We start from the raw sequence: 25,911 nt of genomic DNA on the forward strand, positions 1-25,911 counted from the left end.
GGGGGTAGAACCGTGCGAACCAGTGCCGTCATCCTGTCCGGACCCCGAGAGCTTTCGCTCTCGACGCTGGGCATCGTTCCTCCGGGAGCGGGCGATCTGGTCGTCGAAATCGCCCATTCCGGCATTTCCACGGGAACCGAAAAACTGTTCTGGTCCGGCACGATGCCGCCCTTTCCGGGCATGGGCTATCCGCTGGTGCCGGGCTACGAGGCTGCAGGCGAAGTGGTCGAAGCGGGGCCGGATAGCGGATTTTCCGTTGGCGATCATGTCTTTGTGCCCGGTGCCAACTGTTTCGAAGGCGATGTGCGCGGATTGTTCGGCGGTGCCTCGCGGCATTTGACGACACCCGCCCACCGCGTCGCCCGCATCGACCGTGGCATGGGTGCCGAAGGCGCGCTTCTGGCGCTGGCCGCCACCGCGCGTCATGCGCTGGCGGGGTTCAACACCGCGCTGCCCGATCTGATCATCGGCCACGGAACCCTGGGCCGCCTGCTTGCGCGTCTGACGCTGGCTGCGGGCGGACCGGCCCCGACCGTCTGGGAAACGAATCCTGCCCGGCGTGCGGGTGCTGCGGGCTATGCCTGCATCGACCCGTCGGAAGACACGCGCCGCGACTATCGCGCGATCTACGACGCCTCGGGCGCCAAGGGCCTGCTCGACCAGCTGGTGATGCGGCTGGCCAAGGGCGGCGAGATCGTTCTGGCGGGCTTCTACACCGAACCCGTCGCCTTTGCCTTTCCGCCGGCCTTCATGAAAGAGGCGCGGTTCCGCATCGCCTCGGAATGGACGCCGGAAGACCTGACCGCCACGCGCGCGCTGATCGAAGCGGGGGCGCTGTCGCTTTCGGGTCTGATCACCCACCAACGTCCCGCATCAGACGCCACGGCGGCTTACGAGACGGCCTTCACCGACCCCGACTGCCTCAAAATGATCCTCGATTGGAGCGGACACGCATGACGCTGGATATTCCGAACCTCAAGGACTTTGATGCCCGCTTGCGGGACGAGGCGCATGAGGAGCCGAGCCTCGAGATTCCGATGGATCCGCCGACGAAGAAAACCCAGATCATTGCCATCTACGGCAAGGGCGGGATCGGCAAATCCTTCACGCTGGCGAACCTGTCGCACATGATGGCCGAGAACGGCAAACGCGTGCTGCTGATCGGCTGCGACCCGAAATCCGACACGACCTCGCTTCTGTTCGGCGGCAAGGCCTGCCCCACGATCATCGAAACCTCGACCCGCAAGAAACTGGCGGGCGAAGAGGTGAAGATCGGCGACGTGTGCTTCAAGCGCGGCGGCGTCTTCGCGATGGAACTCGGCGGGCCGGAAGTGGGCCGCGGTTGCGGCGGGCGCGGCATCATCCACGGCTTCGAGCTGTTGGAGAAGCTGGGCTTCCATGACTGGGACTTCGACTATGTCCTGCTCGACTTCCTTGGCGATGTGGTCTGCGGCGGCTTCGGCCTGCCGATCGCCCGCGACATGGCGCAAAAGGTGATCGTGGTTGCCAGCAATGACCTGCAATCGCTTTACGTGGCCAACAACGTCTGCTCGGCGGTGGAATATTTCCGCAAGCTGGGCGGCAATGTCGGCGTGGCGGGCATGGTCATCAACAAGGATGACGGAACGGGCGAGGCTGCGGCCTTTGCGGCTGCGGTGAACATTCCGGTTCTGGCCAGCATTCCCGCCGATGACGACCTGCGCCGCAAGTCGGCCAATTACCAGATCGTCGGCACCCATGCGACGCAATGGGGCGGGCTGTTCACCGAGCTTGCCGAGAACGTGGCCGATGCGCCGCCGCTGCGCCCGAAACCGCTGACGCAGGACGGGCTGCTTGGTCTGTTCGATGCCGAAACCACGGGGGCCGATTTCGTGCTTGAGCCCGCGACCGACACCGACATGCGTGGAAAATTCGCGGGCGAAATCAAATCGCTGGAAGTGGTGTACGACAATGTTTGACCTTGCGGCGCTGCAAAAGATCGAAGAGGCGCTGCGCGCGCTTTCGGGCGGAGGGTCGAAATGACCGCCGAAACCCGCTATGATCTGGCCGACCAGACTCCGGTGACCGAAGGGATCGCCGGGACTGCCGCGCCGGATTTGGCGGGAGCCACGGTCGACGGCCTTGGCTGCCATTCGGGCAGCACGATGAAGGAAGCGGCGCGGGCGGCGGGCAATTCGGAACTGCTCGACCAGTTTGCCGCCGACTATCCGCAAGGCCCGCATGACAAGCCGCAATCCATGTGCCCCGCCTTCGGCTCGCTTCGGGTGGGCCTGCGGATGCGGCGGGTGGCAACGGTGCTGTCCGGTTCGGCCTGCTGCGTCTACGGGCTGACCTTCGTGTCGCATTTCTACGGGGCGCGACGGTCGGTGGGCTATGTGCCTTTCAACTCGGAAACCCTTGTGACGGGCAAGCTGTTCGAGGACATCCGCGAGGCCGTTCACGACCTGGCCGATCCCGAACGCTATGACGCGGTGGTCGTGACCAATCTGTGTGTGCCGACGGCATCGGGTGTGCCGCTGAAACTGCTGCCGCGGGAAATCAACGGCGTGCGCATCGTCGGCATCGACGTGCCGGGCTTCGGTGTGCCGACCCATGCCGAGGCCAAGGACGTGCTGGCAGGCGCCATGCTCAACTATGCCCGCCGCGAGATCGAGGCCGGCCCCGTGCAGGCCCCCGAACGCGGGCGGTCCGACCGCCCCGCCGTGGCCCTGCTGGGCGAGATGTTCCCCGCCGACCCGATGATGATCGGCGCGATGCTGGCCCCGATGGGTCTGGCCGCCGGCCCTGTCGTGCCCTGCCGCGAATGGCGCGAGCTTTATGCCGCGCTCGATTGTGGCGTGGTCGCGGCGATCCATCCGTTCTACACCGCCGCCATCCGCGAGTTTCAGGCCGCAGGCCGCAAGATCGTGGGTTCGGCCCCCGTCGGCCATGATGGCACGATGGATTGGCTGGCCGCGATCGGTGACGCCTATGGCGTGAACCCCGCCCAGATTGCCGCCGCGCAGAACGCCTTTGGCCCCGCGATCAAGTCGGCGCTGGCCGCCAACCCGATCAAGGGGCGGATCACGCTGTCCGGCTATGAGGGGTCGGAACTTCTGGTCGCCCGCCTGCTGATCGAAAGCGGGGCGGATGTGGCCTATGTCGGCACCGCCTGCGCCAAGAACGACTGGTCCGAAGCCGACCGTGCCTGGCTCGAGGCCAAGGGCGTGGCCGTGAAATACCGCGCCTCGCTGGAAGATGACTGCGCCGCGATGGAGGCTTTCCGTCCCGACCTCGCCATCGGCACGACCCCGGTCGTGCAGAAGGCGAAAGAGCTGGCCATTCCGGGGCTTTACTTCACCAACCTGATTTCCGCGCGGCCCCTGATGGGTCCGGCGGGGGCGGGGTCTTTGGGGCAGGTGGTCAATGCCGCCATCGCCAACAAGGCCCGTATGGACGGGATGAAGGACTTTTTCGAAGGCGTCGGCACCGGCGACACCTCGGGCATCTGGGAGGGCGCGCCGAACCTGCGCCCCGATTTCCGCGCCACGCACCAGAAGAAACTCGACAAGGCCGCCAAGGCCGCCAAGGCGGAGGAGATGATATGATCCTGCGCCAAGACTTTTCGCTGAAAAATCATCGGACCGGGGGGCATTCATGCTGATCCAGGACCATGATCGGGCAGGCGGTTACTGGGGGGCGGTTTACGCCTTCTGCGCCGTCAAGGGCCTGCAAGTCGTGATCGACGGTCCCGTGGGCTGCGAGAACCTGCCCGTCACGAGCGTTCTGCACTACACCGATGCGCTGCCCCCGCACGAGCTGCCCATCGTCGTCACCGGTCTGGGCGAGGACGAGATGACCTCGGGCACCGAGGCATCGATGGCGCGGGCGTGGAAGACGCTCGATCCGGCGCTGCCCGCCGTGGTGGTGACAGGGTCGATTTCCGAGATGATCGGCGGCGGTGTGACGCCGCAAGGCACCAACATCCAGCGGTTCCTGCCGCGCACCATCGACGAAGACCAGTGGCAGGCCGCCGACCGCGCGATGACGTGGATCTTTACCGAATTCGGCCAGACCAAGGGCCGGATGCCGGTCGAGAAGAAGCGCGAAGCGGGTGACAAGCCGCGCGTGAACATCCTCGGGCCGATGTATGGCGTGTTCAACATGGCCTCGGACCTGCACGAGATCCGCCGTCTGGTCGAAGGGATCGGGGCCGAGGTCAACATGGTCATGCCGCTTGGCGCGCATCTGGCCGAGATGCGCAACCTTGTGAATGCCGACGTCAATATCGTGATGTACCGCGAGTTCGGCCGCGGTCTCGCCCAGGTTCTGGGCAAGCCCTATCTGCAAGCGCCGATCGGGCTGGATTCGACGACCAAGTTCCTGCGCAAGCTGGGCGAGTTGCTGGGGCTGGACCCCGAGCCGTTCATCGCGCGCGAAAAGCATTCGACGCTGAAGCCGGTCTGGGATTTGTGGCGTTCGGTCACGCAGGACTTCTTCGGCACGGCCAGCTTTGCCGTGGTTGCGAACGAAACCTACGCCCGCGGTATCCGGCACTATCTGGAAACCGACCTTGGCCTGCCTTGCGCTTTCGCCGTCGCGCGGATGGCGGGGCAGAAGACCAACAACGAACAGGTGCGCGCGTTGATGCGGCAGCACCGTCCCCTCGTTGTCATGGGGTCGATCAACGAAAAGATGTATCTGGCCGAGTTGAAGGCCGGACACGGGCCCGCGCCGCATTTCATCGCGGCAAGCTTTCCCGGTGCCGCCATCCGTCGCCACACCGGCACGCCCTTCATGGGCTACGCCGGCTGCGTCTGGATGCTGCAAGAGGTGTGCAACGGCCTGTTCGAGGCGCTGTTCCACATCCTGCCGCTCGGCACCGAGATGGACAGCGCGGCCCATACCCCCACAACCCTGCGCCGCGATTTCCCCTGGGATGCCGACGCGCAGGCCGAGCTTGACCGGATCGTGTCGGAACACCCGATCCTGACCCGCATTTCCGCCGCCCGCACGCTGCGGGATGCGGCCGAAAAGTCGGCCCTGGACCAAGGCGCGGAACGCGTCGTCCGGGAAACCGTCGAGGCCCTGCGCGGGCCGCAACAGTCACCAAAGGGAGCACCAGCATGAGCGATTACACCTCAGGGAGCGGGAACCATACCCACCGCGCCCCGCGTGCCGAATTCTACGTGTATTTCGCCCTGATCTTCCTTGTGGCGATCCCCTTCGCGCTTGTCGCCTGGGTGGTCCAGATCGCGGTCAACCGGGCCTTGCCCGTGCATGGCCCGCTGGCCCGCGCCTGGCGCGAGGCGGGGACGATCACGCCGAATATCTTCCGGCCCTGACAGGCCGGTTGCCAAGCTTCCGGTCCCGCAAGGTACCGGAGACGACTTCTCTCAGGGTTGCGCCCAGCCCGTCAAACCATTCGCCGCCCCCCAGGCCATCGGGGGACGGTGGAAACTCGGAACGGCACTCCGCCCGACCGTGAACCCCGCCGCAGGGAATGCGGCGTCAGTCTGCCCATCCGGAGGATAGTTATGGCTGATAAAACCGACCTGAGCTTCACAGGTCTTACCGACGAGCAGGCGCAGGAACTGCACTCGGTGTATATGAGCGGGCTTTGGCTGTTCACGGCCATCGCCGTCGTCGCCCATATCGCCACGTACATCTGGCGCCCCTGGTTCTGAGGAGGATCAAAACATGTCCAAATTCTATAAAATCTGGCTCATCTTCGATCCCCGTCGCGTCTTCGTCGCGCAGGGCGTCTTCTTGTTCCTGCTCGCAGCGATGATCCACCTCGTGGTTCTGAGCAACGGCATCAACTGGTTCCAGACCGCTGCGGCGGCTGGCGGAGCCGGTATGTGATCTTGCCGTAAGGCACTTGCTGCGGGCGGGGGCTGGTCCCTCGGCCGCGGCGACCCCTACGGGCGCAACTCGACGGCTATCGGAAAACTGACCGCCGGTCGCAACAAGCGGAGAGGGAAGCATGGCACTGCTCAGCTTCGAACGAAAATACCGCGTGCCAGGCGGCACGCTGATCGGGGGGAACCTGTTCGACTTCTGGGTCGGGCCGTTCTTCGTCGGTTTCTTTGGCGTCACCACATTCTTCTTTGCCGCGCTCGGCACGATCCTGATCTTCTACGGGACCGCGATGCAGGGCGTGTGGAACCCGTGGCTGATTTCGATCAACCCGCCGCCCGTGGAAAACGGGCTGGCCTTTGCCCCGCTTATGGCGGGCGGGCTGTGGCAGCTCATCACGATCTGCGCCATCGGCGCCTTCGTGTCCTGGGCGCTGCGCGAGGTCGAGATCTGCCGCAAGCTGGGGATCGGCTTCCACATCCCCGTGGCCTTCGGCGTGGCGATCTTCGCCTATGTCACGCTGGTCGTGATCCGGCCCATCCTGATGGGAAGCTGGGGCTATGCCTTTCCTTACGGCATCTTCAGCCACCTCGATTGGGTGTCGAACACCGGCTACACCTACGGCAACTTCCACTACAATCCGGTCCATATGATCGCGGTGAGCTTCTTCTTCACCAACGCTCTGGCGCTTTCGCTGCACGGCGCGCTGATCCTGTCCGCCGCCAACCCCGAAAAGGGCAAGGAGATGCGGACGCCGGACCACGAGGACACCTATTTCCGTGACCTGATCGGCTATTCGATCGGCACGCTCGGCATCCACCGTCTGGGCCTGTTGCTGGCGCTGAACGCGGCCTTCTGGAGCGCGATCTGCATCGTCATCTCGGGCACGATCTGGTTCGACCAATGGGTCGTCTGGTGGGATTGGTGGCTGCAGCTGCCGTGGTGGGCCGACATCGCAGGAGGCGTAAATGGCTGAGTATCAGAACATCTTCACCCAAGTGCAGGTCCGCGCCGCGCCCGAAATGGGCATGGTCGAAGGGGTCGAGCTGTCCAACCGCGGCAAGGGTGCGAGCTTCTCGAACCTTGCGGGCTGGCTCGGCAACGCCCAGCTCGGGCCGGTCTATCTCGGCACGATGGGGGTGATCTCGCTGATGTCGGGGGCGGTCTGGTTCATGACCGTCGGCGCCTGGTTCTGGTATCAGGCCGGCTTCAACCCTGCGGTTTTCCTGCGTGACCTGTTCTGGTTCTCGCTCGAGCCGCCGTCAGCCGACTACGGTCTCGGCTTCCCGCCGATCGCCGAAGGGGGGCTGTGGCTGATCGCCTCGTTCTTCCTGCTCATCTCGGTTCTGTCCTGGTGGGTGCGAACCTGGCTGCGGGCGCAGGCCCTTGGCATGGGCAAGCATGTGAGCTGGGCCTTTGCCAGCGCCATCTGGCTGTTCCTTGTGCTGGGCCTGATCCGTCCGGTGCTGATGGGGTCGTGGTCGGAAGCGGTGCCTTACGGTATCTTCAGCCACCTCGACTGGACCAACAACTTCTCGCTGACCTACGGCAACCTGTTCTACAACCCGTTCCACGCGCTGAGCATCGCCTTCCTTTACGGATCGGCCCTGCTGTTCGCGATGCACGGGGCGACCATTCTGGCGGTGTCGCGCTTCGGTGGCGACCGCGAGTTGGAACAGATCGCCGACCGTGGGACCGCATCCGAACGCGCCGCCCTGTTCTGGCGCTGGACGATGGGGTTCAACGCCACGATGGAGGGGATCCACCGTTGGGCCTGGTGGTTCGCGGTGCTGGTGACGCTGACCGGCGGCATCGGTATCCTGCTCACCGGCACGGTGGTGGATAACTGGTTCGTCTGGGCACAGGAACACGGCTACGCGCCGTTGCAATAAGGAGCGAATGCCATGTCTGACGGCTACTTCAACGAAAAACCGGGACGGGCTTTGCGGTCCTGGGCACTGTACCAGATGCTCGCGGGCGCAGGGTGGGGGGCGGTCTTCACCGTCGCCATCGCCGCGATCCTGCTGGCCATCTGGGGCGTGAGCCTGCTGCTTCCGGCAGCAAGCAAGGAAGCGCCCTCGCCCTACAACTCGTCCATCGAAGTGGTCGAGCGGGTGGTTACGGTCTGACGCTTGGTCCGGACGGCACCGTCCGTCCGGACCTTCCATAATTCGGGCCACGATGCCGGCCCGGATCCGGGGCGCAACCACAGCCCGGTTCCCTTCCTGTTGGCGACAGGGACCTGGTGCCGTGTGGGTTCTCCACACGGCACTTTTTTGCAACTGAAGGAGACGCGCCATGTCCAGCACACCAGTTCTCGACCGGGTATCCGGTCCCGCGGACTTGAAGGCGCTGAACGATGCCGAGCTTGGCCGTCTGGCGCATGAGGTGCGCGCCGAAGTGATCCAGGTCGTTTCGGAAACCGGCGGGCATCTGGGGTCCTCGCTGGGGGTGGTGGAACTGACCGTCGGCATCCACGCGGTGTTCAACACGCCGACCGACAAGCTGATCTGGGATGTCGGCCACCAATGCTACCCGCACAAGATCCTGACAGGGCGGCGCGAGCGGATGCGCAGCCTGCGGCAGGGCGGCGGGGTGTCGGGCTTCACCAAACGGTCGGAAAGCGAATACGATCCCTTCGGCGCGGCGCATAGCTCGACCTCGATTTCGGCGGCCCTCGGCTTTGCGATGGCGCGCGAGATGGGGCAACCCGTGGGCGATACCATCGCGGTCATCGGCGACGGCGCGATCACGGCGGGCATGGCCTACGAGGCGATGAACCACGCGGGCCATCTGGGCAAGCGGCTCTTCGTCATCCTCAACGACAATGACATGTCCATTGCGCCGCCGGTGGGGGCGCTGTCGAAATACCTCAATGAAATTGCGGCCAAGGGGCCGCTGTCGCTGTTGAAGGCGGCAGCCGAGGAATTCGAGGCCCATTTGCCCGGCCCGATGCGCGATGGCGCACGGCGGGCGCGGCAATTGGTGACGGGAATGCCCGGCGGCGGCACATTGTTCGAGGAGCTGGGCTTTTCCTATATCGGCCCGATCGACGGGCATGACATGGGGCAGGTTCTGGCCACGCTGCGGGCGGCACGGGCGCGGGCGACGGGGCCGGTGCTGATTCATGCGGTGACGGTCAAGGGCAAGGGGTTCGCGCCTGCCGAAAGCGCGGCGGACAAGTATCACGGCGTGTCCAAGTTCAACCCGCTGACGGGGGAACAGGCCAAGTCGAAGTCGAACGCCCCCGCCTATACCACCGTTTTCGGCAATGCCCTGACCGACGAGGCCGCGCGCGACCCGCGTGTCGTCGCCATCACGGCGGCGATGCCTTCGGGAACGGGGCTGGACATCATGGCGCGGCGCTTTGCGTCCCGCGTCTTCGACGTGGGCATTGCCGAACAGCACGGTGTGACATTCGCCGCCGGCATGGCTGCGGCGGGCCTACGTCCGGTCTGCGCGATCTATTCCACCTTCCTGCAACGCGGGTACGACCAGATCGTGCATGATGTGGCGCTGCAAAACCTGCCCGTGCGCTTCGCCATCGACCGCGCGGGGCTGGTGGGGCAGGACGGGGCGACCCATGCGGGGGCCTTCGACATCGCATTTCTGGCAAACCTGCCGAATTTCACCGTCATGGCAGCGGGGGACGAGGCGGAGCTGGTGCATATGGTCGCCACCGCCATCGCCCATGACAGCGGCCCCATCGCCTTCCGCTATCCGCGGGGCGAAGGCGTCGGGCTCGAGTTGCCCGAACGCGGGGTGCCGCTGCCGCTTGGCAAGGGGCGTGTGCTGCGCGAGGGAACGGATGCCGCGATCCTGTCCTATGGCGCGCATCTCTCCGAGGCTTTGGCAGCGGCCGAGTCGCTGCAGGACGAGGGGATTTCGGTGACAGTGGCGGATGCGCGCTTTGCCAAGCCCCTCGACACCGCGCTGATCGACCAGTTGATCGCGCATCACGGGGCCTTGGTCACGCTGGAAACGGGGGCGGTCGGCGGCTTCGGGGCGCTGGTTCTGCACCACCTTGCGAATTCGGGCGGGCTTGAGCGGGGGCGGGCGATCCGCACGCTGACGCTGCCTGACCGGTTCATCGACCAGAGCAGCCCCGCGCAAATGTACGAATGGGCCGGACTGACAGCCAAGGACATTGCCCGCTCGGTGCGGCAGGCGTTGGGGCGCGACGTGGCGAAGGGCGGTCTGCGGGTCGTGTGAAAATTCTTCTGCGAAGAATTTCCGCAACGATTTTTCTGCGAAAAATCGGGACAGGCCTGTCCTGAATTTTCGCAGAAAATTCGTGTCGTCAGGATTTTCGCGTAAAATCCCTAGGCGTGGCCGACCTTTTGGCGCTGTTCGCCCAATCCTTCGATGCCAAGGCGCATGACCTCGCCGCCCTTGAGGTAGATCGGGTCGGGCTTCTGCCCCATGCCCACACCGGGGGGCGTGCCGGTCGAGATCACATCGCCGGGATTGAGCGACATGAACTGGCTGACGTAATGCACGAGGTGGCGCACGCCGAAGACCATCGTGCGGGTGCTGCCGTTCTGGTAGCGTTTGCCATCCACCTCGAGCCACATGCCAAGCGCCTGCGGATCCGGCACCTCGTCCGCCGTCACCAGCCACGGGCCGATGGGGCCAAAGGTGTCGCAGCCCTTGCCCTTGTCCCAGGTGCCGCCGCGTTCGATCTGGAATTCGCGTTCCGAGACGTCGTTGATCACGCAGTAGCCCGCCACATGGTCCATCGCATCCGCTTCCGAGACATAGGACGCGCGTTTGCCGATGATGACGCCAAGCTCGACCTCCCAGTCGGTCTTTACCGACTTGCGCGGGATCAGGACATCGTCGTTCGGTCCGCAGATGGCGGAATTGGCCTTGATGAAGACCACCGGCTCTTTCGGCACGGGCAGGTTCGATTCTGCGGCGTGGTCGGCATAGTTCAGGCCGATGCAGATGAACTTGCCGACATTGCCGACGCAGGCGCCGATGCGCGACGGCACGATTTCGGGCAGGCTGGCGGGGTCGAGCGCGCGCAGCCGTGCCAGACCTTCGGGCGTCAGCGTCGCGCCGGCGATATCGGGCACGATCCCGGCAAGGCTGCGGACCTTGCCGCCTGCGTCCAGCATCGCCGGAATTTCGGCACCGGCCTCGCCCACGCGCATCAGTTTCATCCGCAAACCCTCCTTGCCGCATCTTTGACGCGGGCAGGGGAACAGCGAAAGCCACGCTTTGGCAAGGGCTGACATGTTAGTTGCGCCGTCTTTTGCATCGCGGCGGCCCGTCGCGACGGAAAAGCGCATCTTCCACGTGTCAGGAAAACGCATCGGGCGTTGCCGAGGCAGCACTTCTGTGGCAAACCAAACGGGACATAACTAGACTGATGAGTTCAGACATGAGCGACTTCTCGGCCCGCCGCGTGATGATGGTCGACACGCAGGTCCGCCCTTCGGATGTGACCAAATTTCCGATCATCGAGGCGATGCTTGCGGTGCCGCGCGAAGTCTATGTGCCGGCGGCGATGCGCGAAGCCGCCTATATGGGCGAAAACGTCGAAATCGCCCAAGGCCGTGTCGTGCTGGAAGCGCGCACCCTTGCCAAGATGCTTGACGCGCTCGACGTGCAGCCGGGCGAGATGGTTCTCGATCTGGGCTGCGGGCTTGGCTACTCCACCGCCGTGATCGCACGCCTTGCCGATGCGGTCGTGGCGGTCGAAGAGGACGAGGCGCTGGCCGCCGAGGCGCAGCGCACGCTTTCGGCCGAAGGCGTGGACAATGCCGCCGTCATCGTCGGGCCCTTGGCCGCGGGCGATGCGAAACATGCGCCCTATGACGTGATTACCCTGCAAGGCGGGGTCGAGGTCGTGCCGGACGCCTTGCTTGCGCAACTGCGCGAGGGCGGGCGTATCGGGGCCGTGTTCCTTGAAGGGGCCTTGGGCGTGGCCCGCGTGGGTTACAAGATCGACGGCGTGGTGACATGGCGCTTTGCCTTCAACGCGACGGCGCCCCTGCTTCCGGGATTCGCGGCGAAGCGCGGCTTCACCTTGTGACGGCTTGCCCGCAGCGGTTTCCTATCGCGCGGGCGCAATTGGACAGACGGGCCTGACAGGGCGCGGCGGGATTTAGGGGCGAAGATGCGGGCATTTCTGAAGGCAGCGGCGGTTTCGGTTCTGGCACTTGCGGCGGCATTGCCCGCCTCGGCGGAAAGCCTGGCCGATGCGTTGGTTGCGGCTTACACAAGCTCGAAGATCCTTGACCAGAACGAGGCGCTGCTGCGCGCGGCAGACGAGGATGTCGCAGGTTCCGTGGCAGGCCTGCGACCGGTGATCAGCTTTCTCGGGCAGTCGCGCTACAACGATCCGGCGGTAAGTTCGGTCGGGACGATGCAGACGACCTACAGTCTGGTCGCGCAATGGACGCTGCTCGATTTCGGGCGTCGTCAACTGGGTGTCCAGATTGCCAAAGAGACCGTGCTTGCAACGCGCGAGGCGTTGCGCGGGTTGGAGCAGAAGATCCTGCTGCAGGCGGTCGATGCCTTTGTGAACGTGCGGCTGCAATCGGAAATCGTGGCGCTGCGCCAGTCGAACGTGCGGTTGATCGGCGAAGAGCTGAAGGCCGCAAAGGACCGTTTCGACGTGGGCGAGGTGACGCGCACCGATGTGGCGCTTGCCGAAGCGCGGCTTGCCTCGGCCCAGTCGGGGCTGGTTGCGGCGCAGGGCGACCTGACCACCGCGCGCGAGCGTTACAAGGCGGTCACCGGCGCCTATCCGGGCAAGCTGTCGGCGCTGCCGAAGCTGCCCGCGACGCCGAAGTCGCTGGACGAGGCGCGGACGCTGGCCTTGGCGACGCATCCCGACATTCTGCAAGCCCAGCGTCAGGTGACGGTGGCCGATCTGGGCCTGCAAGCCGCCCGCGCCGAGCGTTTGCCCACGCTGAAGGGCGAGGCGAGCATTTCGCGGCTGGACCAGACGGGCACGGATTCAAAGGCCCTGTCACTGACCCTGACACAGCCGCTTTACACCGGCGGGGCCATCGCTTCGGGACAGCGCGCCGCTTTCGCCAACAAGGAAGCCGCGCAGGCCGCATTGGCGCAAACGGCGATCACGATTGCCGAATCCGTCGGCAATGCATGGTCGGCTGTGGATGTGGCGCAGGCGTCGATCGCGGCGGGCAACCAGCAGATCACGGCAGCGCAAACGGCTTTCGACGGCGTGAAGGAAGAAGCGACGCTTGGCGCGCGCACCACGCTTGACGTTCTGGATGCCGAGCAGGAATTGCTCAACGCGCGCGCGCAGAAACTGACCGCCGAGGCGCAGCGTTACGTGGGGGTCTACAACCTTCTGGCAAGCATGGGCCTCTTGTCGGTCGAGCATCTGAAACTCGGCGTGCCGGTCTATGATCCGGCGACCTATTACAACGCCGTGAAAAAGGCACCGATCAGCGTGCAGGGCAAGGCGCTGGACCGGATCATGAAGCGGTCGGGCAACTGACCGCAGGGCTGCCACGCCAAGTTCTTGATATGGCCACGGTTGTGCGGCTATCATGCCGCACAACGCCTGAACAAAGGACGCGCCGCGCATGTCGGAACCGATGAGCTCTGTCGAGATCGAGGATGTGCTTTCGTCGATCCGGCGTCTTGTTTCCGATGAACATCGCCCGCAGGCACGGCAACAGCCGGCGGCACCGCTGGCCGAGCCGTCGCCCGTTCCGGCGGCCGACAAGCTGCTGCTGACGCCCGCGCTTCGGATCGTGCCCGATGCCGACAGCTACACCCCCGAGGACGCGGCGCCGGCCATCGAACTGGCAGCGCAAAGCCCCGCCTTCCACAGCATCCGCCATGCCGAACCGGCCGAGGCTGCCGAGCCCGTGCCCGAAGCCGCCTTTATCGCGGTCGAGGACGATGACGTCCCCGAGCCTTCGGTCGTTGCCGCCTTTGCGGCCGCTCCGGGTGACAGCTATGACGACGACGGCGCGGCGGCACCCCTTGATATCGTCGTGCCCGAAGGCGCATTCGACGCAGCCGAAGCCGCCGAAGCGCCCGGGGTTTCGCAGCCCGAACCCGAAGCCTCGGTCGAAGATTGGGCCGATGCAGCCGAGGCTGCGGTGCGGGCCGAGCTGGAAGATGACACCATCACCGATGCCTATGCGCATTTCCTCGACGATGCGCCCGAGGCGGGCACCATCGACGAAGAGGCCCTGCGCGAGCTGGTGCGCGAGATCATCCGCGAGGAACTGCAAGGCACGCTTGGCGAACGGATCACCCGCAACGTGCGCAAGCTGGTGCGGGCCGAAGTGGCGCGCGCCCTCGCGGTGCGCGACTTCGAGTGACGCAGGAAGAATTCGCCCCAAGCCGATGATCGCAAAACAAAACGCGCCCCGGGGGGCGCGTTCGTCTTTCGCGGTTGCGCGGGTCGATCAGGCGGCTTCGGCCTGATCCGCTTCCAGCGCGTGGCGGCGCTCGGATTCCTCGCGCGACAGCGCGACCGAGGTCCGGATGCCCTTGGACACGAAATCCATCAGCCCTTTGACGACCCGTTCGTTCGGGTCGATGCCGGCGCAGGACAGCACTTCGCGCCCGTCGCGCGAACGTGCCCAGCGGGCGATCTGCTCGGGACCGTTTCCGTATTTCTTGTCATCGGCGATAGCATCATCCAATGCCGCCAATACGACAGCCGCGAACAGCTTGCGGGCCCGTTGGCCCTGTTCGTAGTTGAAGGCCGTGCCGTCAACGAAATCGACCATCTCGTCGTTCCTATTCTTGCTCTTGTCTTTTCTGGCGTCGGGCGAATATGACCATTTAGTCACGATTCGGTATTGCGACTTTGGAATGATAGCTATGCGTTGGGTGCATGGCTATCACAACTGCGCTACCGTATCTAGTCGTCTTGTCCGATATGCATGGGCGAGATATAGGCACGGACAACATTTCTTCAACCTCTCGACAAGGTTTTACCCTTATGGCCAAGATCAACGGCAACGAAATCAAGCCCGGCATGGTGCTGGAACATGACGGCGGGCTTTGGGCAGCGGTCAAGGTCAACCATGTGAAACCCGGCAAGGGCGGTGCCTTTGCGCAGGCCGAGCTGAAGAACCTGCGCGACGGGCGCAAGCTGAACGAACGCTTCCGGTCGGAAGACAAGGTCGACGAGGTCCGGCTCGAGAACAAGGACCAGCAGTTCCTTTATGAAAACGACGGGCGGCTGGTGTTCATGGATGCCGAAACCTACGAACAGATCGAGCTTGACGCCGACCTGCTGGGCGACCGTCGGCCCTTTCTGCAAGACGGCATGACGGCCACGATCCGCTACTATGGCGACGAGGCGCTGGCCGTCACCCTACCGCAAAAGGTGAAATGCCGCATTGTGGAGACCGAGCCGGTGCAAAAGGGCCAGACGGCGGCCAACAGCTTCAAGCCCGCGATCCTCGACAATGGCGTGCGGATCATGATCCCGCCGTTCATCGGGCCGGATGAAGAGATCATCGTGCATACCGAACTGATGGAATATTCCGAACGCGCCTGACGCGGCGGTTGCCTTGCGCCCCCGACCTGCCCCAAGATCGGGCAGGTTTCGGGGGTTTCTCTTTTGGATGTCGATGTCAGCCTGACCACGATTGCCGCCCGCATCGGGCAGGTGGATCGGGTGATCGCCTCGATCCTGTCGCAAAAGCCTGCGCCCGCGCGGGTGATCCTGCATCTTTCCGCCGGTCCGTGGCTGCTCGATACCGGCATCGCCGCGGTTCCGCCCGCCTTGCAGGCTTTGGCCGATGCCGGGCGGATCGAGCTGCGTTTCGGGGCGAATACCGGGCCTTACCGCAAGATATTGCCGTGGCTTGGCGCGCATTTCGGCAGCGACCGCATGGTCGTGACGGCCGATGACGATACGGTCTATCCGCAGGGCTGGCTGGCGGGCCTGCTGGCGGCATGGCGTCCGGGTGTGACGGTGGCCCATAGCGCCCATGCCATAGCCTTGCGGGACGGGGCTGTGGCGCCCTACGGGCAATGGTTCAAGGCACCCGTCACCTCGTCCCAACTGCTTTTGCCCATCGGCAAGGACGGCGTGCTATACCGTGCCAGCGACTTTCCGGCCGAGGTGCTGGATACGGCGGCCGCCCTGCGCCTTGCCCCCACGGGCGATGACCTGTGGCTGCGCTGGCATCAGGCGTGGCGGGGCGTGCCGGTGGTGGTGGCAGGGCAGGGCAAACTGGCCGATGCAGGACAGGGCGACAGCCTGTGGCGCAGCTACAATCGCGCGGGCGGCAACGATGCGACCATTGCGGCGCTCGAGGCGCATTTCCGCGCCAGCTACGGGTTTACGATGGCTGGTCCGGGTCCAGCGTGACGGTGGCGCTGCCCGCCCTTAGCGCGCCTTCGGCCCGGTCAAGCCGCAGATAGGCGATGGCGCGGTTGCCCGAACGGGTGAAAAGCTGCCCCGCAGGCTTTCCGTCCTGCGTCGCGATCTCGGTCCCGAAGGGTGCCTCGCCCGTGATGCTGACCCGCACCAGACCTTTGCGAAGCTCGGTCTTGTGCTTCATGCGGGCGGTCACTTCCTGCCCGACATAGCAGCCTTTGCGGAAATCGACGCCGTGCAGCCGCTCGAACCCCGATTCCAGCAGGTAGCTGTCGTCGACCCGCAATTCGATTGCGCTTTCGGGGACCACATGCGCGACGCGCAGCGCGTCCCAGTCGATCAGCGGGGCGCTGCCTTGCGTGGCGTCATAGCTGCGCCAGCCAAGCGCGGGGTGGCGCGGGTCGGGCAGGGCGCCGGAGGGCGCAGGCCCGAGGCCACGGCTGACATGCAGGGCGCTTGGCGCGATCTGCACATCAGCCCGCAGGCGATACATGTTCAGCCGCCGCAAGGTGGCAGGGGCAAGGCTTTCGGCGATATCGATGAGCAGGGGGCCGGTCGCGGGCTGGACCACGAAGAAATCGGCCAGATACTTGCCCTGCGGCGTCAGCAAGGCCGCCCAGACGATGCCCGCGCCACGGCCCAGGGGAAGAAGATCGTTCGACACCAAACCTTGCAGGAATTCCAGCGCATCGGCGCCCGTCACCTGCCACAGAACCCGGCCTGTTGCGGCTTCGCCTTGCATCACCCCTCCTTGAACTGAAGGCGGTAAAGGCTGGCATAAAGCCCGTCCGCGGCAAGAAGGTCTTCGTGCCGCCCCTCTTCGACGACTTTCCCGCGGTTCATCACCACGATCTTGTCGGCGTCGCGCACGGTCGAGAGGCGATGCGCGATCACAAGCGTGGTGCGTCCCTTGGCCAATGTGCCCAATGCTTCCGCCACCACCGCCTCGGACTGCGCGTCGAGCGCCGAGGTGGCCTCGTCCAGAAGCAGCACGGGGGCATCGGCGACAAGGGCGCGGGCGATGGCGACACGCTGGCGTTGCCCGCCCGAAAGGCCCGATCCGCGCGGCCCCGCAGGCGTGTTCAGCCCGCGCGGCAGGTTCGAGACGAAATCGGCCAGATGTGCCGCGCCAAGGATCGCGTCGAGCCGGTCATCGGACACATCGTTGCGCCCCATCAGGATGTTTTCGCGCAAGGTCTCGTCGAACAGCGCGGTGTCCTGCGTGACGGCGGCGAAAAGGCCGCGCTGGTCGGGCAGGGAAAAGGCGCGGATGTCCTGCCCGCCGATGCTGACGATGCCGCGGTCAGGTTCGGCAAGGGCGGTCAGCATGTGGAAAACGGTGGTCTTGCCCGCGCCCGAGGGGCCGACGATGGCGGTCATCTTTCCGGCCTCGGCGGTAAAGGACAGCCCGTCCAGCACCGGAACGCCGGGATAGGAGAAATGCACGTCACGGAATGCGATGCCCGGCACGCCTTGCGGCAAGGGGGCCTCGCTGCTGGCGGGGCGCTTCATCTGGGGTTCGGTGTCGAGCATGCGGAAGATACGTTCGAGGCTGGCCGCCGCGACCTGCCACGAGCCGAACAATTCGCCCAGACGGCGGATCGGCTGGAAGGTCAGGGCCATCGCGGTGAAAAAGGACATGAACTCGCCCACCGTGCGCCCGCCCTCGGCCACCTCGCGCCCGCCAAGCAGCAGGACGGCGAAGAACCCGAGGCCCGTCACCACGTCGATCATCGCGGGCATGGTCGATTGCGCCAGCGCCGATTTCGTCTGCGCGCGGTTCAGCTTGGCGATGATCGCGCCGAAACGTCCGGTCTGGTAGGTTTCCTGCCGGTTGAGTTTGATCGCCTGAATGCCGTGGAAGATCTCGTCCAGCCGGGTCGAGCGCTGCCCCGCCTCGGCACGCAACTGGCGCGATTTGCGACGCAGGTAGCGTTGCAGGATGATCGTCGGGAATATCAGCAAAGGCGCGCCGATCAGGGCGGCGAGGGTCCATTTCAGGTCGATCCCGATGGCGACGATCATCAGGCCGCCAAGTGCGACCATGTCGCGCCCCGCCGCGACGATCACGGTCATCCAGATCGACTGCACGGCAGAGGTATCGCCCTGCACCCGTTCCATCAGCGCGCCGGGCGGGTTGGACTGGAAGAAGGCGCCGTCCTGCCGCAAGATATGCCCCAGCAGGTCGATCTGCATGCGCGAAGCCGTGCGCAGCGAAATGGTGGTCAGCAGCAGACGCGAGCAGATCGAGGTCAGCGCCCTGACGAGGAACAGGCCGAAGATGCCGCCGCCCACGACCATCAGCAAACCGGTCCCGCCCGAGACGAAGACCTGATCGAACAGCGGTTTGAGCGAATAGCTCAGCAAGCCCAGCGTGCTGCCTTCGATGGTCATCACCACGAAGGCAATCGCCATCAGCCAGCGATGCGGCTTCAGGTAGCCGCGCCACAGCCGTCCGAACAGGGCGCCCGAAGCGTAGCGCGGGTCTTTGTCGGGATGGACGGGGTCGGATGGATCGGACACGGGAGGCCTGCTCTTTGGTCTGGGGGGTGGGTCTATCGCGAAAGCCCGAACGGGGCAAGGCGCGGGGGATCGCGTTCTCGTGCGGCGGCTCGCGCGGGGCGGGGGATGTGGCGCGCGCCTCCTTGGCGTTGACCTTGTCTGCCCGCTCGCCTAGCCATTGTGGGCCAGAACGGAGAGCCAGATGACCCTTGCCAACGGACGCCCCTACCTTGCCATTCCCGGCCCTTCGGTCATGCCCGACCGCGTCTTGGCCGCAATGCACAGGGCCGCGCCCAATATCTACGAGGGCAAGCTGCCCGAGATGGTCGAAACGCTCTGGCCCGATCTGCGCAGCGCTGCGGGAACCACGCAGAACGTCGCGATGTATATCGCCAACGGGCATGGCGTCTGGGAAGCGGCCAACATGAACCTCTTCTCGCGCGGCGACCGTGCGCTGGTGCTTGCGACGGGCCGTTTCGGCATCGCATGGGCCGAAAGCGTGCAGGCGCTGGGGGTGACGGTCGACGTGCTCGATTTCGGCAAGTCGAATCCGGTCGACTTCGACCGTGTCGAGGCGGCGCTGCGGGCCAATGCAGATTACAAGGCGGTGCTTTGCACCCATGTCGATACCGCAAGCACCGTGCGCACCGATGTGCCGCGGCTCAGGGCGGTCATGGATGCCGTGGGCCATCCGGCGCTGCTGGCGGTGGATGCGATCGCCTCTTTCGCCTGCGACGAATTCCACATGGACGCATGGGGCGTCGACGTTCTGGTTGCGGCCAGCCAGAAGGGGCTGATGGTGCCCCCGGGCATCGGCTTTGTCTGGTTTTCCGAAAAAGCGCGCGAGCGGTGCCGCACGTCTGACCTGCGCACCCCCTATTGGGATTGGACCCCGCGCGCCGATGCGACCGAGTTCTGGCAATACTGGGCCGGCACGGCGCCGACGCATCACCTGTTCGGTCTGCGCGAAAGCCTCGACATGCTGGCCGAGGAAACCTTGCCCGCCGTCTGGAAGCGGCACGATGTGCTTGCGCGCGCGGTCTGGGCGGCTTTTGACGCCTGGGCCGCGGGCAATCCCGACATCGGGCTGAACGTGGCCGATCCCGCCAATCGCGGCCGGTCCGTCACCGCCGCCCGCTTCGGCGCCCCCCATGCCACGCGCCTGCGCGAATGGACCGAGCACAAGGCGGGCGTCACGCTCGGCATCGGGCTGGGCATGGCCGCGCCGACCGACGCCGCCTATCACGGCTTCCTGCGGGTTGCGCATATGGGTCATGTGAATGCCCATATGACGCTGGGCGCGCTGGCGGTGATGGAGGCGGGGATGGTCAGCCTCGGGATTCCGCACGGGGCGGGGGCGCTTGCCGCCGCCGCCCGCGTGGTGGGGCAGGCCGTGGCCTAGGGTTACTGCCCGTTCTTGGCCAGCCATTCCTGCATGAAGGCGATCTCGCCTTGCTGTGCGGCGATGATGCCTGTCGCCAGTTTGCGGATTTCGGGGTCGGACCCGTGCTCCAGCACGATCTTGGCCATGTCGATGGCGCCCTGGTGATGGGCGATCATGCCGCGCACGAAATCGACGTCGGCATTGCCGGTGTATTCGATGTCCATCCCTTCATGCATCGCCATGTTGGCGGCCCGATAGGCTTCGGTCGCGGCATCGTCGGCGGCCATGTGGCCCGAATGGTCCATGCCCTTCATCGTCTCGGCCTGCAACGGGGCGGCCAGAAACAGGGCGATCAGCAAGGCGGTTCGTTTCATCGTCTTCTCCTAACGGTCTCGATGCCCATGCTTTCGCAGGTTCCAGCAAGGGGAAGGCAAATCGCAAAGGCGTGATTTCAGGTGCCGCGCGCGATTTCGCATAATCAGAGGGCGCAACCTGCGGCGCTGCACAGCGAAATGTGGTATTTTCCCTTCACCGGGGCGCATTCCTTGCTATCCTTTCTGTAACAGGTGGATGACGGTGCCATGAACGATATCGCAACCTGCCGCACGCCCGATCGCAGACCGGTCGTCGGCATCATCGGAAATATGAATATCCTGAACGCGGAATACGCCGTTCATGCGGGCGGGGTCATGAATTCCGAAGCCGTGGCGCAGGTCGCAGGCTGCCTGCCGCTCATCATCCCGTCGGATCCGCGTTTCGTGTCGGTGGCCGAATTGCTCGACCTGTGCGACGGCTTCCTGCTCACCGGCGGGCGGCCCAACGTCCACCCGAGCGAATATGGCGAAGAGGAAACCCCGGCCCATGGCGATTTCGACCGCTGCCGTGACGCGATAACCCTTCCGCTGATCCGCGCCTGCGTCGAGCGGGGGCAACCCTTCCTCGGCATCTGCCGTGGTTTCCAAGAGGTGAACGTGGCCCTCGGCGGCACGCTCTACCCCGAGATCCGCGACCTGCCGGGCAGGATGAACCACCGCATGCCGCCCGATGGTTCGCTGGCCGAGAAATTCGCCCTGCGCCATCCGGTGCGCTTTACCGAAGGCGGGGTGTTCCACCGTCTCATGGGCGCGCCCGAGGTGATGACCAACACGCTGCACGGTCAGGGCATCGCCCGCCCCGCCACGCGGATCGTGATCGACGGTCACGCGCCGGACGGCACGCCCGAGGCGATCTATGTCAGGGATGCGCCGGGCTTTACCCTTTCGGTGCAGTGGCATCCCGAATGGAACGCCGCGGGCGACCCCGTGTCGCGCCCGCTTTTCACCGCCTTCGGACAGGCCGCAGCCGATTGGGCAAGGGCGCGGCGGGGGGTGGTCGCGCTGCGCGCCTGACGTCGGGGCGTGCTTGGCACAGGCGATGCGTGTGTTCCTGTCAGGTGGTGCCAAAGACGCCGTGCCTTTGGAAACAGGCGTCGTGCATCGGGGCTGCGGGGGGCATATCCTTGTGCATTGCTCCGGCACGGCCCGCATCTGCGGCAATTCCAGAAAGCCGGCAATTCCAGAAAGCCGGCAGTTCCAGAAAGCCGGCAGTTCCAGAAAGAATGCCTTCGGAATCGATGGCAGGGCCCTGCCTGCCGGGGATTGACCGCATTCCCCAAAAGGGCCGCACCCCGGACATCCGGCCCTGCCTTTCGCGCTTTCACACCGCCCAAATATCCTGCGGGGGGAGCCTGCGGCGCAAGCCGCGGGCAGGGGGGCGCAAAGCCCCCCCTTCGCGGGTGCAAGACTGGCCTTGTCGGCAAGTAGGGAAACGTTTTACCCTTGGGCCAAGCAACGCCTCGGGAGGGCCTTATGAAACGTTCGCGCATCAACGAGATCATGGCGGCTGCGGATGAGATGATCCGTCACTACGGCTTCGTCCTGCCGCCCTTTGCCTATTGGACGCCCGACCAGTTCAAGGCCAACGCCCGGAGCGCAAGCCGGATCATCGACAGCCGCATGGGCTGGGACATCACCGATTTCGGGGCCGAGACATTCGACACCATGGGCCTGTTCCTCTTTACCCTGCGCAACGGCCAACTGGCCGACCTGCAACGCGGCGGGGGCATGTGCTACGCCGAGAAGCTGCTCATTTCACGGCAGGACCAGCTCTCGCCGATGCACACCCATTTCCTGAAGGCCGAGGATATCATCAACCGCGGCGGGGCGACGCTGGTGATCGAGCTTTGCGGGTCGGATGACAAGGGCAACTATGCCCCCGACCGTGGCGGCATGGTGCGCTGCGACGGGCTCGACGTGCCCTATACGCCGGGCATGAAGCTCAAGCTTCAACCGGGAGAAAGCGTCACGCTGATGCCGGGCGACTGGCATGCCTTCTGGGGCGAGGGCGGTGATGTGTTGATCGGAGAGGTCTCGACCGTCAACGACGACCTGACCGACAACATCTATGTCCAGCCCATCGGCCGCTTTGCCGAGATCGAGGAAGACGTTGCCCCGACCCATCTTCTGGTCAGCGATTACGACAGCTGGCTTCCGCGCTGAGGCCCGCCGCGCACTGGTCGCGCCGCGCTCTGGCCACGCCCTTGGCGACGGCCGGAGCCTCCGGCGCTACTTCTTGTCGGCCCGAAAGGCCACGCAATCCACCTCGACCTTGCAGTCGACCATCATGCGCGACTGCACGCAGGCGCGGGCCGGAGGGTTGGCACCGAAGTATTCGGCATAGACCGCATTGAACGACCAGAAGTCGCGCGGATCATCCAGCCAGACGCCCACGCGGACGATGTCCTCGGTGCCGTAGCCCGCCTCGTTCAGGATGGCGATCATGTTTTCGATGGCGCGGCGCGCTTCGGCGACGATGCCGCCCCCGACGATCTCGCCGTCTTTCATGGCGACCTGACCGGATACATGCAGCCAGCCATCGGCCTGAACCGCGCGGGCGAAGGGCAGGGGCTGTTTGCCCGCGCCCGATTGTCCTGTGCCATAGCGAACGAGTGACATGGCCTGTCCTATCCTTCCTGCAAAAGCCTCAGCCTGCGCCGCCTTCGGCCCACCATGACCCGCGCAGCACCATGCCGCGGCTGACAAGGTTCTGCTCGGTGGTGATCACCTCGCCCGAGACGTCGATATGGTCCATCCGCCTGTCGGCAAGTTCGAGGATCGTGGCATCGCCCGCCGTGCCGGGGGCAAGGGTGCCAAGCTCGGCGCGGCGCATGGCGCGGGCGGGGTTGTCGGTGGCGGCGCGGATCACCTCGACCAGCGGCATGCCAAGGGCGAGGAATTTGGACATCACGGCCAGCAGGTCATGCGCGGGTCCGTCGCAGCACAGCACATGCACATCCGACGAGATCACATCGGGCATGATGCCTTCGGCCAGCATGGGGCGCGCGGATTTGAAGGCGAAGCCGCCGAAGCCGTGGCCGATGTCGAAGATGATGCCACGGCGGCGGGCCTCGAGAATGTCTTCGCGGATGCGGCTGCCACGGGTGACGGGGGCGTTGGGGAAGGGGCGGAAGCAATGGGTCAGCACATCGCCGGGGCGCAGGGCCTCAAGCACCTCCTTGCGGCCGGGGGGCGGAAAGTCGATGTGGGCCATGACGGGAAGGTTCAGCTCTTCCGCCACCTCGATGGCTAGGAGCAGCGGCGCAAGCCCCGAACTGCCGCCCGCCCTTGCGCCGACGCGGGCCTTTATGCCCACGACAAGGTCAAGGTGCTGTTCGGCAAGCGCAAGGCATTCGCGGCTGTCGAGCAGGCGCAGGTCCTCGCATTCGCCCATCATCACGTTCTTTGAAAAGGCAAAGATGCCGGGGAACGAGATGTTGAGATAGGCGAAGATGCGCGGGGCCGAGGGTTCGATGATGAATTTGCGAAGCCCGGCGAAATTGCCTGCCCCCGCGCTGCCCGCATCGACGAAGGTGGTGGTGCCGCTGCGCTTGGCGATGGTTTCGGCATCGACCCCGAGCGAGGTGCCGCCCCAGTAGACATGGCTGTGCATGTCGATCAGGCCGGGGGTGACGATGCGCCCTGTGACATTGCGTGTTTCCTTGGCGGGGGTGGCAAGGTCGGGGCCGATTTCGGCCACCAGACCGTCCTTGAAGGCCACATCCATCACCGCGTCCAGGCCTTGGCCGGGGTCGATGACGCGGCCGCCTTTCAGGATCAGGTCATGCATCGTTGCGCTTTCCGGTTCGGGGCAGGCCGGTCACAGCCGGATGCCGATGTTCTTGGTCTGGACATAGCCGAGCAGGGCCTCTTGCCCCTTTTCGCGGCCATAGCCCGATCGTTTCATGCCGCCGAAGGGGGTTTCGATCCCTCCGGCCCACCATTCATTGACATAGATCTGCCCCGCGACAAGCCGGTCGGCGGTCCAATGCGCAAGGCGCAGGTCGCGGGTGTAAACCCCTGCGGCAAGGCCGAAATCCGTGCCATTGGCAATGGCGATGGCCTCTTCGGGCGTGTCGAAGGGAATGACGACCAGGACGGGGCCGAAAAATTCCTCTTGCGCGATGCGCATGTCGGGACGCACGCCGGTAAAGATCGTGGGCTGCATGAAATGGCCCTTCGTCCCCTCGAGCCTGCTGCCGCCGAGGATGGCGGTCGCCCCTTCGGCACGGCCTGCGGCGCAAAGCGCCTCGACGCGGTCAAGCTGGCGGGCGTTTATCAGCGGGCCCATGTCGCAGCCATCGATGCCGGGCCCGACGCTGCGTGCGGCGGCAAGGGCGCGGACCTTGGCGACAAGTTCGTCATGGATCGAGCGATGCACGATCAGCCGCGAACCGGCCGAGCAGATTTGCCCGGCATGGTTGAAGATGCCGCGCGCGGCGCTGGCTGCCGCGCGGTCGAGATCGGCATCGGCATGGACGATGGCACCCGATTTGCCGCCCAGTTCCATCACGCAGGGCACCACGTTTTCCGCCGCCGCCCGCAGCACCGACTTTCCGGTTTCGACCGATCCGGTAAAGACGATGTGGTCGATGCCCCTGTGCGCGGCAAGGGCAGCGCCCGCGTCATGGCCATAGCCGCAGACGATGTTGACCGCACCTGCCGGAACGCCCGCGCGTTCGCAGGCCTCGGCCAGAAGAAACAGGCTGAGCGGCGAATCCTCGGGCGATTTCAGCACGACCGTATTGCCCGTGACCAAGGCGCAGGCGATGGATCGCGCGCCCACGGGCAAGGGGCCGTTCCACGGCACGATCTGGCCCGAAACGCCATAAGGTTCGTGGGTGGTGTAATCGACATACCCGTCGCCCAGCGGAATCTGGCGGCCTTCGAGCTTGTCGGCCAGACCCGCGTAATAGGTCAGGTAACGCTGGGTAAGGGCGACTTCGGCCCGTCCGTTGGCAAGGGTCTTGCCGTTGTCGCGGCATTCGAGAAGGGCAATCTCGTCGGCGGCCTTGCCCAGTTCCTGTGCCACGGCCAGCATCAGGTCGCCGCGACGGTGCGGGCGCTGGTCGCGCAGCACGCGGCTGTCGAAGCAGGCGCGCGCGGCCCGAACCGCGCGGTCTATGTCGGCGGGCGTGCCGCGTGCCACTTCGGCAATGGGTTCGGCTGTCGCGGGGTCGGTCACGGTGATCCGCGTGCCATCGGCCCCGTCGACCCATTCGCCGCCGATGAAATTCCGCCAATAGGGTCTGATTCCAGATGTCATCGCCGTTCCGATCCCGCGCCGATCCCGCGCGCGCTCTGCCAGTATCGGTGCCGGACCCGCCCCTTGCGAATGCCGAAAAGCGATTGCGCTATGTGGCAGATGCATACCGCCACGCTTCATGCCGGACACGCATTGCCTTAGTCGGAGCTTGCATTGGCGGTGACGCGACAGGGCGGACTATCGTTGGCCCATCAGGACCGTTGGGACA

Annotated in this window: 27 protein-coding genes; 19 read left to right on the forward strand and 8 right to left on the reverse strand. The window is 65.3% G+C overall.

The window, feature by feature from the left end:
• Nucleotides 1–12 precede the first annotated feature (12 nt).
• From bchC to dxs, 11 genes are all read left to right on the forward strand, one after another.
• Nucleotides 13–957 (forward strand): chlorophyll synthesis pathway protein BchC, encoded by a 945-nt coding sequence (gene bchC, locus H7F16_RS14055; protein WP_185798256.1) that lies wholly within the window; start codon nt 13–15, stop codon nt 955–957.
• Nucleotides 954–1,958, forward strand: coding sequence for a chlorophyllide a reductase iron protein subunit X (locus H7F16_RS14060; protein ID WP_185798257.1), 1,005 nt, complete (start codon nt 954–956; stop codon nt 1,956–1,958). The genes bchC and H7F16_RS14060 overlap by 4 nt, the downstream gene beginning before the upstream one ends.
• Before the next feature lie 60 nt (nt 1,959–2,018).
• Nucleotides 2,019–3,587: a chlorophyllide a reductase subunit Y gene (gene bchY / locus H7F16_RS14065; protein ID WP_185798258.1), complete on the forward strand. Its 1,569-nt coding sequence runs from the start codon at nt 2,019–2,021 to the stop codon at nt 3,585–3,587.
• Between the two features lie 49 nt (nt 3,588–3,636).
• Complete coding sequence (gene bchZ, locus H7F16_RS14070; protein WP_185798259.1) at nt 3,637–5,109, forward strand: chlorophyllide a reductase subunit Z; 1,473 nt, start codon at nt 3,637–3,639, stop codon at nt 5,107–5,109.
• Nucleotides 5,106–5,324 (forward strand): cytochrome PufQ, encoded by a 219-nt coding sequence (pufQ, locus tag H7F16_RS14075; protein WP_185798260.1) that lies wholly within the window; start codon nt 5,106–5,108, stop codon nt 5,322–5,324. Before bchZ ends, pufQ begins: the two co-directional genes overlap by 4 nt.
• Before the next feature lie 192 nt (nt 5,325–5,516).
• Nucleotides 5,517–5,666: a light-harvesting antenna LH1, beta subunit gene (gene pufB / locus H7F16_RS14080; RefSeq protein ID WP_185798261.1), complete on the forward strand. Its 150-nt coding sequence runs from the start codon at nt 5,517–5,519 to the stop codon at nt 5,664–5,666.
• A gap of 13 nt (nt 5,667–5,679) precedes the next feature.
• Nucleotides 5,680–5,844, forward strand: coding sequence for a light-harvesting antenna LH1, alpha subunit (gene pufA / locus H7F16_RS14085; protein ID WP_023664873.1), 165 nt, complete (start codon nt 5,680–5,682; stop codon nt 5,842–5,844).
• 121 nt (nt 5,845–5,965) lie between these two features.
• Entirely contained in the window at nt 5,966–6,814 is an 849-nt protein-coding gene (gene pufL, locus H7F16_RS14090; RefSeq protein ID WP_185798262.1) for a photosynthetic reaction center subunit L, read from the forward strand.
• Nucleotides 6,807–7,730 carry a photosynthetic reaction center subunit M gene (pufM, locus tag H7F16_RS14095; RefSeq protein ID WP_185798263.1) on the forward strand — a complete coding sequence of 308 codons (924 nt, stop codon included), beginning with the start codon at nt 6,807–6,809 and terminating at the stop codon, nt 7,728–7,730. The genes pufL and pufM overlap by 8 nt, the downstream gene beginning before the upstream one ends.
• Nucleotides 7,731–7,742: 12 nt before the next feature.
• A complete protein-coding gene (gene pufX / locus H7F16_RS14100) occupies nt 7,743–7,967 on the forward strand; it encodes an RC-LH1 core complex protein PufX (protein WP_185798264.1) in 225 nt (74 codons plus the stop codon).
• 169 nt (nt 7,968–8,136) lie between these two features.
• Complete coding sequence (gene dxs, locus H7F16_RS14105; RefSeq protein WP_185798265.1) at nt 8,137–10,050, forward strand: 1-deoxy-D-xylulose-5-phosphate synthase; 1,914 nt, start codon at nt 8,137–8,139, stop codon at nt 10,048–10,050.
• A gap of 110 nt (nt 10,051–10,160) precedes the next feature.
• Here dxs and H7F16_RS14110 read toward each other — a convergent pair whose 3' ends face one another.
• Nucleotides 10,161–11,003 carry a fumarylacetoacetate hydrolase family protein gene (locus H7F16_RS14110; RefSeq protein ID WP_185798266.1) on the reverse strand — a complete coding sequence of 281 codons (843 nt, stop codon included), beginning with the start codon at nt 11,001–11,003 and terminating at the stop codon, nt 10,161–10,163.
• Between the two features lie 221 nt (nt 11,004–11,224).
• On the opposite strand from H7F16_RS14110, the gene H7F16_RS14115 reads away from it, so the two are divergent.
• From H7F16_RS14115 to H7F16_RS14125, 3 genes are all read left to right on the forward strand, one after another.
• Nucleotides 11,225–11,878 (forward strand): protein-L-isoaspartate O-methyltransferase family protein, encoded by a 654-nt coding sequence (locus H7F16_RS14115; RefSeq protein ID WP_185798267.1) that lies wholly within the window; start codon nt 11,225–11,227, stop codon nt 11,876–11,878.
• Nucleotides 11,879–11,962: 84 nt separating this feature from the next.
• A complete protein-coding gene (locus tag H7F16_RS14120) occupies nt 11,963–13,318 on the forward strand; it encodes a TolC family outer membrane protein (protein ID WP_185798268.1) in 1,356 nt (451 codons plus the stop codon).
• Between the two features lie 88 nt (nt 13,319–13,406).
• Nucleotides 13,407–14,156, forward strand: a complete 750-nt coding sequence (locus H7F16_RS14125) for a hypothetical protein (RefSeq protein WP_185798269.1) — start codon at nt 13,407–13,409, stop codon at nt 14,154–14,156.
• Nucleotides 14,157–14,243: 87 nt separating this feature from the next.
• Here H7F16_RS14125 and H7F16_RS14130 read toward each other — a convergent pair whose 3' ends face one another.
• Nucleotides 14,244–14,570 carry a DUF6280 family protein gene (locus tag H7F16_RS14130; RefSeq protein ID WP_185798270.1) on the reverse strand — a complete coding sequence of 109 codons (327 nt, stop codon included), beginning with the start codon at nt 14,568–14,570 and terminating at the stop codon, nt 14,244–14,246.
• A gap of 215 nt (nt 14,571–14,785) precedes the next feature.
• On the opposite strand from H7F16_RS14130, the gene efp reads away from it, so the two are divergent.
• Entirely contained in the window at nt 14,786–15,349 is a 564-nt protein-coding gene (efp, locus tag H7F16_RS14135; RefSeq protein ID WP_185798271.1) for an elongation factor P, read from the forward strand.
• 63 nt (nt 15,350–15,412) lie between these two features.
• Complete coding sequence (locus tag H7F16_RS14140) at nt 15,413–16,168, forward strand: glycosyltransferase family 2 protein (protein WP_185798272.1); 756 nt, start codon at nt 15,413–15,415, stop codon at nt 16,166–16,168.
• On the opposite strand, the gene ygfZ is transcribed toward H7F16_RS14140, so the two are convergent.
• Nucleotides 16,140–16,919: a CAF17-like 4Fe-4S cluster assembly/insertion protein YgfZ gene (ygfZ, locus tag H7F16_RS14145; RefSeq protein ID WP_185798273.1), complete on the reverse strand. Its 780-nt coding sequence runs from the start codon at nt 16,917–16,919 to the stop codon at nt 16,140–16,142. The two genes, H7F16_RS14140 and ygfZ, sit on opposite strands and share 29 nt — an antisense overlap.
• Complete coding sequence (locus tag H7F16_RS14150) at nt 16,919–18,592, reverse strand: ABC transporter ATP-binding protein (RefSeq protein ID WP_185798531.1); 1,674 nt, start codon at nt 18,590–18,592, stop codon at nt 16,919–16,921. Before H7F16_RS14150 ends, ygfZ begins: the two co-directional genes overlap by 1 nt.
• Before the next feature lie 289 nt (nt 18,593–18,881).
• Between H7F16_RS14150 and H7F16_RS14155 the strand changes: the two genes are divergently transcribed.
• The gene (locus H7F16_RS14155; protein WP_185798274.1) at nt 18,882–20,081 is read left to right on the forward strand and encodes a pyridoxal-phosphate-dependent aminotransferase family protein; all 1,200 of its coding nucleotides are present in this window, start codon (nt 18,882–18,884) and stop codon (nt 20,079–20,081) included.
• Nucleotides 20,082–20,083: 2 nt separating this feature from the next.
• Here the strand turns inward: H7F16_RS14155 and copM are convergent, their stop codons facing one another.
• A complete protein-coding gene (gene copM / locus H7F16_RS14160; RefSeq protein ID WP_185798275.1) occupies nt 20,084–20,437 on the reverse strand; it encodes a CopM family metallochaperone in 354 nt (117 codons plus the stop codon).
• Nucleotides 20,438–20,644: 207 nt separating this feature from the next.
• Here copM and H7F16_RS14165 point away from each other — a divergent pair, with 207 nt between their 5' ends.
• Entirely contained in the window at nt 20,645–21,451 is an 807-nt protein-coding gene (locus tag H7F16_RS14165) for a gamma-glutamyl-gamma-aminobutyrate hydrolase family protein (protein WP_185798276.1), read from the forward strand.
• 459 nt (nt 21,452–21,910) lie between these two features.
• A complete protein-coding gene (locus tag H7F16_RS14170) occupies nt 21,911–22,600 on the forward strand; it encodes a D-lyxose/D-mannose family sugar isomerase (protein ID WP_185798277.1) in 690 nt (229 codons plus the stop codon).
• Between the two features lie 66 nt (nt 22,601–22,666).
• Here the strand turns inward: H7F16_RS14170 and H7F16_RS14175 are convergent, their stop codons facing one another.
• From H7F16_RS14175 to H7F16_RS14185, 3 genes are read right to left on the reverse strand one after another with little or no spacing between them, the layout of a single operon-like run.
• A complete protein-coding gene (locus tag H7F16_RS14175; protein ID WP_185798278.1) occupies nt 22,667–23,056 on the reverse strand; it encodes a RidA family protein in 390 nt (129 codons plus the stop codon).
• 28 nt (nt 23,057–23,084) lie between these two features.
• Nucleotides 23,085–24,227 (reverse strand): amidohydrolase/deacetylase family metallohydrolase, encoded by a 1,143-nt coding sequence (locus H7F16_RS14180; RefSeq protein WP_185798279.1) that lies wholly within the window; start codon nt 24,225–24,227, stop codon nt 23,085–23,087.
• 30 nt (nt 24,228–24,257) lie between these two features.
• Nucleotides 24,258–25,703 carry an aldehyde dehydrogenase family protein gene (locus H7F16_RS14185; protein ID WP_185798280.1) on the reverse strand — a complete coding sequence of 482 codons (1,446 nt, stop codon included), beginning with the start codon at nt 25,701–25,703 and terminating at the stop codon, nt 24,258–24,260.
• Between the last annotated feature and the right edge of the window lie 208 nt (nt 25,704–25,911).

This window comes from Paragemmobacter straminiformis (genome assembly GCF_014243445.1).
Taxonomy (GTDB): Bacteria; Pseudomonadota; Alphaproteobacteria; order Rhodobacterales; family Rhodobacteraceae; genus Paragemmobacter; species Paragemmobacter straminiformis.